Origin of the sequence: Nesterenkonia massiliensis, from assembly GCF_000455245.1 — a bacterium.
GTDB classification, from domain to species: domain Bacteria; phylum Actinomycetota; class Actinomycetes; order Actinomycetales; family Micrococcaceae; genus Nesterenkonia; species Nesterenkonia rhizosphaerae.
In genome coordinates this window covers 217,025-223,714 of sequence record NZ_HG005168.1, presented here as the reverse complement: position 1 = coordinate 223,714, position 6,690 = coordinate 217,025, and the positions used below count along the sequence as shown (strand labels likewise).

Sequence of the window (6,690 nt, the reverse complement as noted above, 5' to 3'; positions counted from 1 at the left end):
GGACAGCAGCGAGTCCATTCAGCATGGTCTCTGAGTGCTCCATGACGTTCTCCACCACGGAGAAACCGCCTGAGCGCATCATGACCGAGGCGAAGATCGAGTTCTGGATCTTCTCCCCGGTGGTCATGGTGCCGATGGTGTCGACGTGGTTCCATTCAAGGATCGCGTAAAGCACTGCGCCCACCACCAGGAATAGTGTGGTGATCTCCATGGTGAGCTTCGTGTGCAGGCTCCAGCTCTTGATATGCCAGCGGTATCGCCACAGCAGCAGGAGCACCGGGAATCCGAGACTTCCGACAAATACGCCGACCATAAGCGTCCACAGCACAATAGGGTCGTGGTTGACTCCGGCGAGGCCGTCGGCGTGAATGACGAAGCCTGCATTGTTGAAGGCGCTGATGGCGTAGAAGATCCCGTGCCAGAATCCGCGCAGGATGTCGCCTTCAATGATGGTCAGCCGGGGTATCAGCACCAGAGCGAGGATGGCCTCGGCGACGACGCTGCAGATCACCACGGTCTTGATCAGTGAGCCGACTTCGCCGAGTTTTCCGGTGGAGATGCCTTCCTGAGCCACCAGACGAGTGCGAAGACCCAGGTGATGCGTCACTGAGGCTGCCACTAGTGAGGCCAACGTCAGGATGCCCAGGCCGCCTACTTGGATGCCTGTGAGGATGACGATCTGCCCGGCCAGCGACCAGTGCTCAGCGGTGTTGACCGGGGACAACCCGGTCACTGAGACCGCAGAGGTGGCCACAAACAGCGCGTCATGGAACTCAGGGGACTCACCTGTTGCTGTGGACCAGGGCATCATCAGCAGTGAGGTGAACAGAGCGATCACCGCGGCGAAAATCAGCAACGCCATGCGCGGGGGTGAGGATCGAGTCAGTCGGCCGACTGCTCGTTTGATCGTCTCCCACGCGGTTGATGTGGCTGCGTCCCCTTGCGGCACGCGCCTACTCTACGACGAATTCCGCCCAGAGGTGATTTCGCAGCATCAGGGAATAGTTGAGCCGCCGAATGTCAGCACCAGCAGAAGTCCCTTATTGCGGTGCCGAGAGCTCCTCAGTGATCTCCGCTGCCCGGGTGGATGAGGCTTGTGCTCCGGACCGGATCGCGGAGCCCATATCCGCGGCGTCGAAGGTCTCGATGGCTTTCTGGGTGGTGCCGTTGGGGCTGGTGACGTTGCGGCGCAGCTGGGCGGCGTCGTGGGTGCCCAAGTTTTCCACCAGCATTTTTCCGGCACCGTAGATGGTCTGTGCGGCCAGATCTGCGGCCAGCTGCGGATCCAGCCCCATCTCCACGCCGGCAGCGGCCATATGCTCGGCCAGGTAGAAGGCGTAGGCGGGCCCTGAACCCGCTACACCGGTGAGCGCATCGATCTGCTCCTCGGGCAGCACGTGGACGCGCCCAGAGGTTCCCAGCAGCTGTGCTACCTGCTCGGTGTGCTGCTGGTCGGTGCTGCGCCCGGGGGTGAGCCCAACGACGCCCAGTCCGACTGAGAGCGGGGTGTTGGGCATAGTGCGGATGACCGGCTGTCCGGGATTCAACGCCTGTTCCATCATTGCCACAGTGACGGCGGCAGCCACGGAGGCGACGACGGCCCCGGGCTTCAGCGCATCCCGGATCTCGGCGCAAAGCCCGGTGATCTGCGGCGGTTTCACACCGAGGAAGACTACGCCTGCGGATGCGGCCGCGCGCTGATTGGCCTCAGCTGTGGACTCTTCAGCCAGGACTTGGACTCCGTACTGGTCTGCTTTGGCCTGAGCTGAGGCTGCAGTTCGGGTGGTGGCGGTGATGTTCTCGGCGGGCACTCCAGCACCCAGCAGTCCAGCCAGGATGGCTCCATTCATCGAACCCAGCCCCAGCATCGCGATTTTCGGTGCAGTCATGTCTCCACTCTAGAGGCCCGGCTGCGGGGACTGAGGTTCCGCTACCCCCGCTCCACCTACTCTTGGCCCAGGTGGTTGCGGGCGAAGGCCAGCGATTCAGCGAGCATGCGCTCGCGCTCCCCCACCTGTTTGGCGCCACGGGTGGTGACCTCCACCGCCACCACGCCGTCGAAGCCCAGCTGTGGGAGCAGCTCAATGGTCTCGGCCACCCGCTGCTCGCCATGGCCGGGCACGAGGTGATCATCTTTGAACCCGTTGGACCAGCCGTCGGTCAGGTGCACGTGGCGCAGCCGCCCACCGAGTTCACGCACCGCCTCATAGGAATCCGCCTCTGCCGTGGCTGCGTGGGAGAAATCCCAGGTCACATGGGGGTACGGCTCAGGCACCGGGTCCCAATGCGGCAGGTACATGGTGGCCTCTCGGCCGCCGGCCCGCCAGGGGTACATATTCTCCACCGCGATCAGCACCCCGGTGTCCTCCTCGATCTCCGCGATGCCGTCGGCGAAGCCCAGCGCGTAGTTGCCCTGCCAGCGGAAGGGCGGATGGGCGACGACGACCTCAGCGCCCACAGCCTTGGCCAGAGCAGCCGAGCGGTGCAGTTTGTCCCAGGCGGATCCCCAGACCTGCTGAGTCAGCAGCAGAGTCGGAGCGTGGATGGAGTAGATCGGCAGCCCGAAGCGCTGTGAATACTCGTTGAGCTTCTCGGCTGACTGCGTCTCGGCACGATGGGTGACCATCACCTCCATGCCGTCGTAACCGAGGTCCTCGGCAATGGAGAACCCCTCTGCCACCCCCATGGGGTACACCGAGGAGGTGGACAGTGCCACCGGAATTTGCGGGGTCTGCTTCTCAGGCACGGGCATGCTCCACGGCGAGTGCTTTGACGTCCTTATGAGTGGGTCTGCGCAATTCCCTGGCCAAATCCACGTGTCCGACGGCGGGGGCGTGCGGGATCTCTACTCCGGCCTCCCGCGACAGCGCGTCGAGCCGGCGCAGGATCAGTCCTTCACGCAGCGCCCACGGGCAGATCCTCAGCTCTTCCACCTCAAAGGCGCGCATAGCTGCCTCGGCAGCTACAGCACCGGCATAGACCTGTGCTGAGCGCATTGCTGAGACACCGGGCAGCTTGGCCCGCTCAGCGGCGGTCATCTCCCCCAGCTGCTTCACCAGCGGCTTGAGGTCCCGGTAGGCCAGGGTGCGCGGCACATAGGGACCCTCCGCAGAGGGCGCGGCACCGGTCATTCGCGCCAGCGAGCGGAAAGTCTTGGAGGTTGCGGTGATCTCGGTGTGCCGGTTCAGCGAGGGGAACTCCCGGCGCACGGCTTCAAACTCTTCCCGGACGTAGCTGCGCAGCGCCTTGATCTGAGCCTTCGACGGCGCTGCGCCGTCGGCATAGGACTCCGGCAGCCACTCCCTGGTCAATCGGCCAGCGCCCAAGGGCACTGAGAGCGCCGTGGAGGGCAGCTCGTATTGGCCGTAGGCCAGTTCAAAGCTGCCGCCGCCGATATCGAAGTTCAGGATGTGCCCGGCACTCCAGCCGCGCCAGCGTCGGACCGCGAAAAAGGTCATCGCCGATTCCTGCGCTCCGGTGAGTTCGGTGAGTTCCACGCCGGTCTCGTTCTCCACCAGGGCCAGCACCTCAGCGCCATTGGCCGCCTCCCGGACAGCTGAGGTGCAGAAGCTGAGCATGTCCTCGGCCCGGTGCCGGGCGGCGAAGCGCACCGCCTCGGAGATGAAGCCCAGCAGTTCCTGCTGGCCCTCAGCGGTGATAGCGCCGTCGTCGTCGAGGTACTTCACCAGCGACAGCGGCCGCTTATGTGAGGCGAAGGCCTCCGGTTTGGCGCCGATATGGGCGTCCACCAGAAGCAGATGCACGGTGTTCGACCCGATGTCGAGCACACCTAGACGCATAAGTGTTGTCTCTCCCCGTTAAGCCTTGGAGGCTGCTTTCTTGGCCCCGCCGGCGGTTTTCTTCGCCGGTGCTTTCTTCGCCGGCGTCTTCCGAGCAGTGGACTTCGCTGCGGTTTTCTTCACCGGACCCTTGGCGCGCTTCTCAGCCAGCAGGGAGAAGGCCTGCTCGGGGGTCAGCGCCTCAAGGGTCATACTGCGCGGGACCGTCACATTGGTCTCGCCGTCGGTGATGTAGGGGCCGAAGCGACCATCCTTGACCACCACTGGTTTTTCTGTGGTCGGGTCCGTGCCGAACTCAGCCAGCGGCGGCTTGGCTGCAGCACGGCCGCGCTGCTTCGGCTGGGCGTAGATCTTCTTCGCCTCATCGAGGGTGATGGTGAACAGCTGCTCCTCGGACTCCAAGGAGCGGGAGTCGCTGCCCTTCTTCAGATAGGGGCCGAAGCGTCCATTCTGGGCGGTGATCTCTTCGCCGTCGTCGTCAGTTCCCACCACACGCGGCAGGGACAACAGCTGCAGAGCCTCCTGAAGAGTCACCGTTTCCAGGGACATGGACTTCAGCAGCGAAGCCGTGCACGGCTTAGGCTGCTTCGGCTTCTTCTTGGGCTTGGGGTTGCCGTTCTTGTAGTACTCGGTGGGCTGAGCGTCCAGATAGGCCTGGATCTCTTCTTCGGTCATCTCCTCGATGACTTCGGTGACGTAGGGGCCGAATCGTCCGTCCTTGGCCACGATCTCCCGGCCGGTCTCCGGGTCTGTACCCAGAACCCGGCCGGAGTGCTGAGCCTGTTCGAAGAGCTCCTCAGCTTTGGCTGCGGTCAGCTCATCGGGGGCCAGGTCCTCCGGGATGTTGGCGCGCTCCATCTTCAGCTCGCCGTTCTCATCGGCTTCACCGTCTGCATTGGGTCGTTCCAGGTAAGGCCCATAGCGGCCTACCCGCAGGTTGACCCCGGGGGCGATCTCGATGGAGTTGATCGCGCGGGCGTCAATTTCACCGAGGTTGTCCACCACGGCTTTCAGGCCCTCTTCGCCGGTGGAGGCCCCGAAGTAGAACTCCTGCAGCCAGGCTTCGCGCTCGACCTCGCCGCGGGCGATCTGGTCTAAGTCACCTTCTAGACGGGCAGTGAAGTCATAGTCGACGTACTGGCCGAAGTGTTCCTCCAACAGTCGGATCACGCTGAAGGCAGTCCAGGATGGCACCAGGGCGGAGCCACGCTTGGTGACATAGCCGCGGTCCATGATGGTGGAGATGGTGGGAGCGTAGGTGGAGGGGCGGCCGATCTCACGCTTTTCCAACTCCGCCACAATGGATGCTTCGGTGAAGCGCGGCGGCGGTGAGGTCTCGTGCCCCTTGGCCTCAATATCCTCGCTGGTGAGGTTCTCACCCTCCTCCAGTTTGGGCAGGCGTTTGTTGCCGCCGCGGGAGTCGGCGTCGTCGCTCTTCTTCTCCGCATCATCTGCGACCTCTTCATAGGCCTGCAGGAACCCGGGGAAGGTGATGACCGTGCCGGAGGCTGCGAAGGTGGCCTCGCGGTACTTCGAGCCGTGGCCGTCTGCGGCAGTCCCAGTGAGACGCACCGAGGCGGTGAAGCCCTTCGCGTCCTCCATCTGGGAGGCCACAGTGCGCTTCCAGATCAGCTCATAGAGCCGGAACTCATCAGCGGAGAGTTCGTTCTTGACCTGCCGCGGAGTGCGGAAAGAGTCACCGGCGGGGCGAATGGCCTCGTGGGCTTCCTGGGCGGTCTGGCTGCGCTTGCCGTAGACGCGCGGGGAGGCGGGCACGGACTCCCCGCCGTAGAGTTCGGTGGCCTGCTTGCGGGCGGCGTTCAGCGCCTCATTCGACAGCGTGGTCGAATCAGTACGCATATAGGTGATGTAGCCGTTCTCATACAGCCGCTGCGCCACCTGCATGGTCACCCGGGAGGAGAACCGCAGGCGCCGGGCCGCATCCTGCTGCAGGGTGGAGGTGGTGAAGGGCGGTTGCGGCCGGCGTGAGTAGGGCTTCTCCTCCACCGAGTCCACGCCGAAGCGGGTCCCGGTGAGGCTTTCGGCCAGGCTCTTGGCGTCGTCTTCGGAGAGCACGACGACGTCCTTGCGGCTCTTCTTCAGCTCACCGCGGTCATCAAAGTCACTGCCGGTGGCGATGCGCGCCCCGTCGACTGCGTTGAGCTTAGCGGCGAAGGTCTCACCGCCGTCGGTGGAGAAGGTGCCGGAGAGATCCCAGTAGGAAGCTTTGATGAACGCCATGCGCTCACGCTCGCGCTCGACCACCATGCGGGTGGCCACTGACTGCACACGTCCGGCGGACAGGCCCTTGCCAACCTTGCGCCAGAGCACTGGGGAGATCTCGTAGCCGAAGAGCCGGTCCAGGATGCGCCGTGTCTCCTGGGCGTCCACCACGTGCGTGTTGATCTCCCGAAGGTTCTCCATTGCCCGGCTGATGCCTTCTTTGGTGATCTCGGTAAAGGTCAGCCGGTAAGTGGGCACCTTAGGCTTGAGCACCTCGTAGAGGTGCCAGGCAATGGCTTCACCTTCGCGGTCGGCGTCAGTGGCCAGATAGAGTTCATCGGCCTGCTTCAGCTGCTGCTTCAGTTCCCGCACCTTGGACTTCTTGGAGTCGGAGATGACGTAGTAGGGCTCAAAGCCGTTCTCCGGGTCCACCGCGAATTTGCCGAAGGGCCCCTTCTTCATGTCCTGGGGCAAATCAGAGGGCTGTGGCAGGTCACGGATATGCCCGGCGGAGGCGTCCACAATGAAGTCATCACCAAGGTACTTGGCGATGGACCGGGACTTCGCGGGGGACTCGACGATGACGAGCTTTTTGCCTGCTGGCACTGATCTCCTTGGAGGCTTACGGGGTTTCAGCACGGCCGACCGGCCGTCGGATGCTCACTAT

At 63.8% G+C, this 6,690-nt stretch carries 5 protein-coding genes; all 5 read right to left on the bottom strand.

Annotation, left to right across the window (positions count from 1 at the left end; translation table 11 throughout):
- Positions 1-949, bottom strand: a 949-nt coding sequence (locus TX78_RS13225; RefSeq protein ID WP_233722207.1) for a potassium transporter TrkG, incomplete at its 3' end; no start/stop codon positions are given.
- A 91-nt stretch (positions 950-1,040) separates the two neighbouring features.
- Positions 1,041-1,889 (bottom strand): pyrroline-5-carboxylate reductase, encoded by an 849-nt coding sequence (proC, locus tag TX78_RS08205; protein WP_044495260.1) that lies wholly within the window; start codon positions 1,887-1,889, stop codon positions 1,041-1,043.
- 56 nt (positions 1,890-1,945) lie between these two features.
- A complete protein-coding gene (locus tag TX78_RS08200; protein ID WP_233722218.1) occupies positions 1,946-2,686 on the bottom strand; it encodes a sugar phosphate isomerase/epimerase family protein in 741 nt (246 codons plus the stop codon).
- 52 nt (positions 2,687-2,738) lie between these two features.
- Complete coding sequence (locus TX78_RS08195; RefSeq protein WP_044495258.1) at positions 2,739-3,800, bottom strand: Ppx/GppA phosphatase family protein; 1,062 nt, start codon at positions 3,798-3,800, stop codon at positions 2,739-2,741.
- An 18-nt stretch (positions 3,801-3,818) separates the two neighbouring features.
- On the bottom strand, positions 3,819-6,629 hold the full coding sequence (gene topA / locus TX78_RS08190) for a type I DNA topoisomerase (protein WP_081652674.1): 2,811 nt from the start codon (positions 6,627-6,629) through the stop codon (positions 3,819-3,821).
- Between the last annotated feature and the right edge of the window lie 61 nt (positions 6,630-6,690).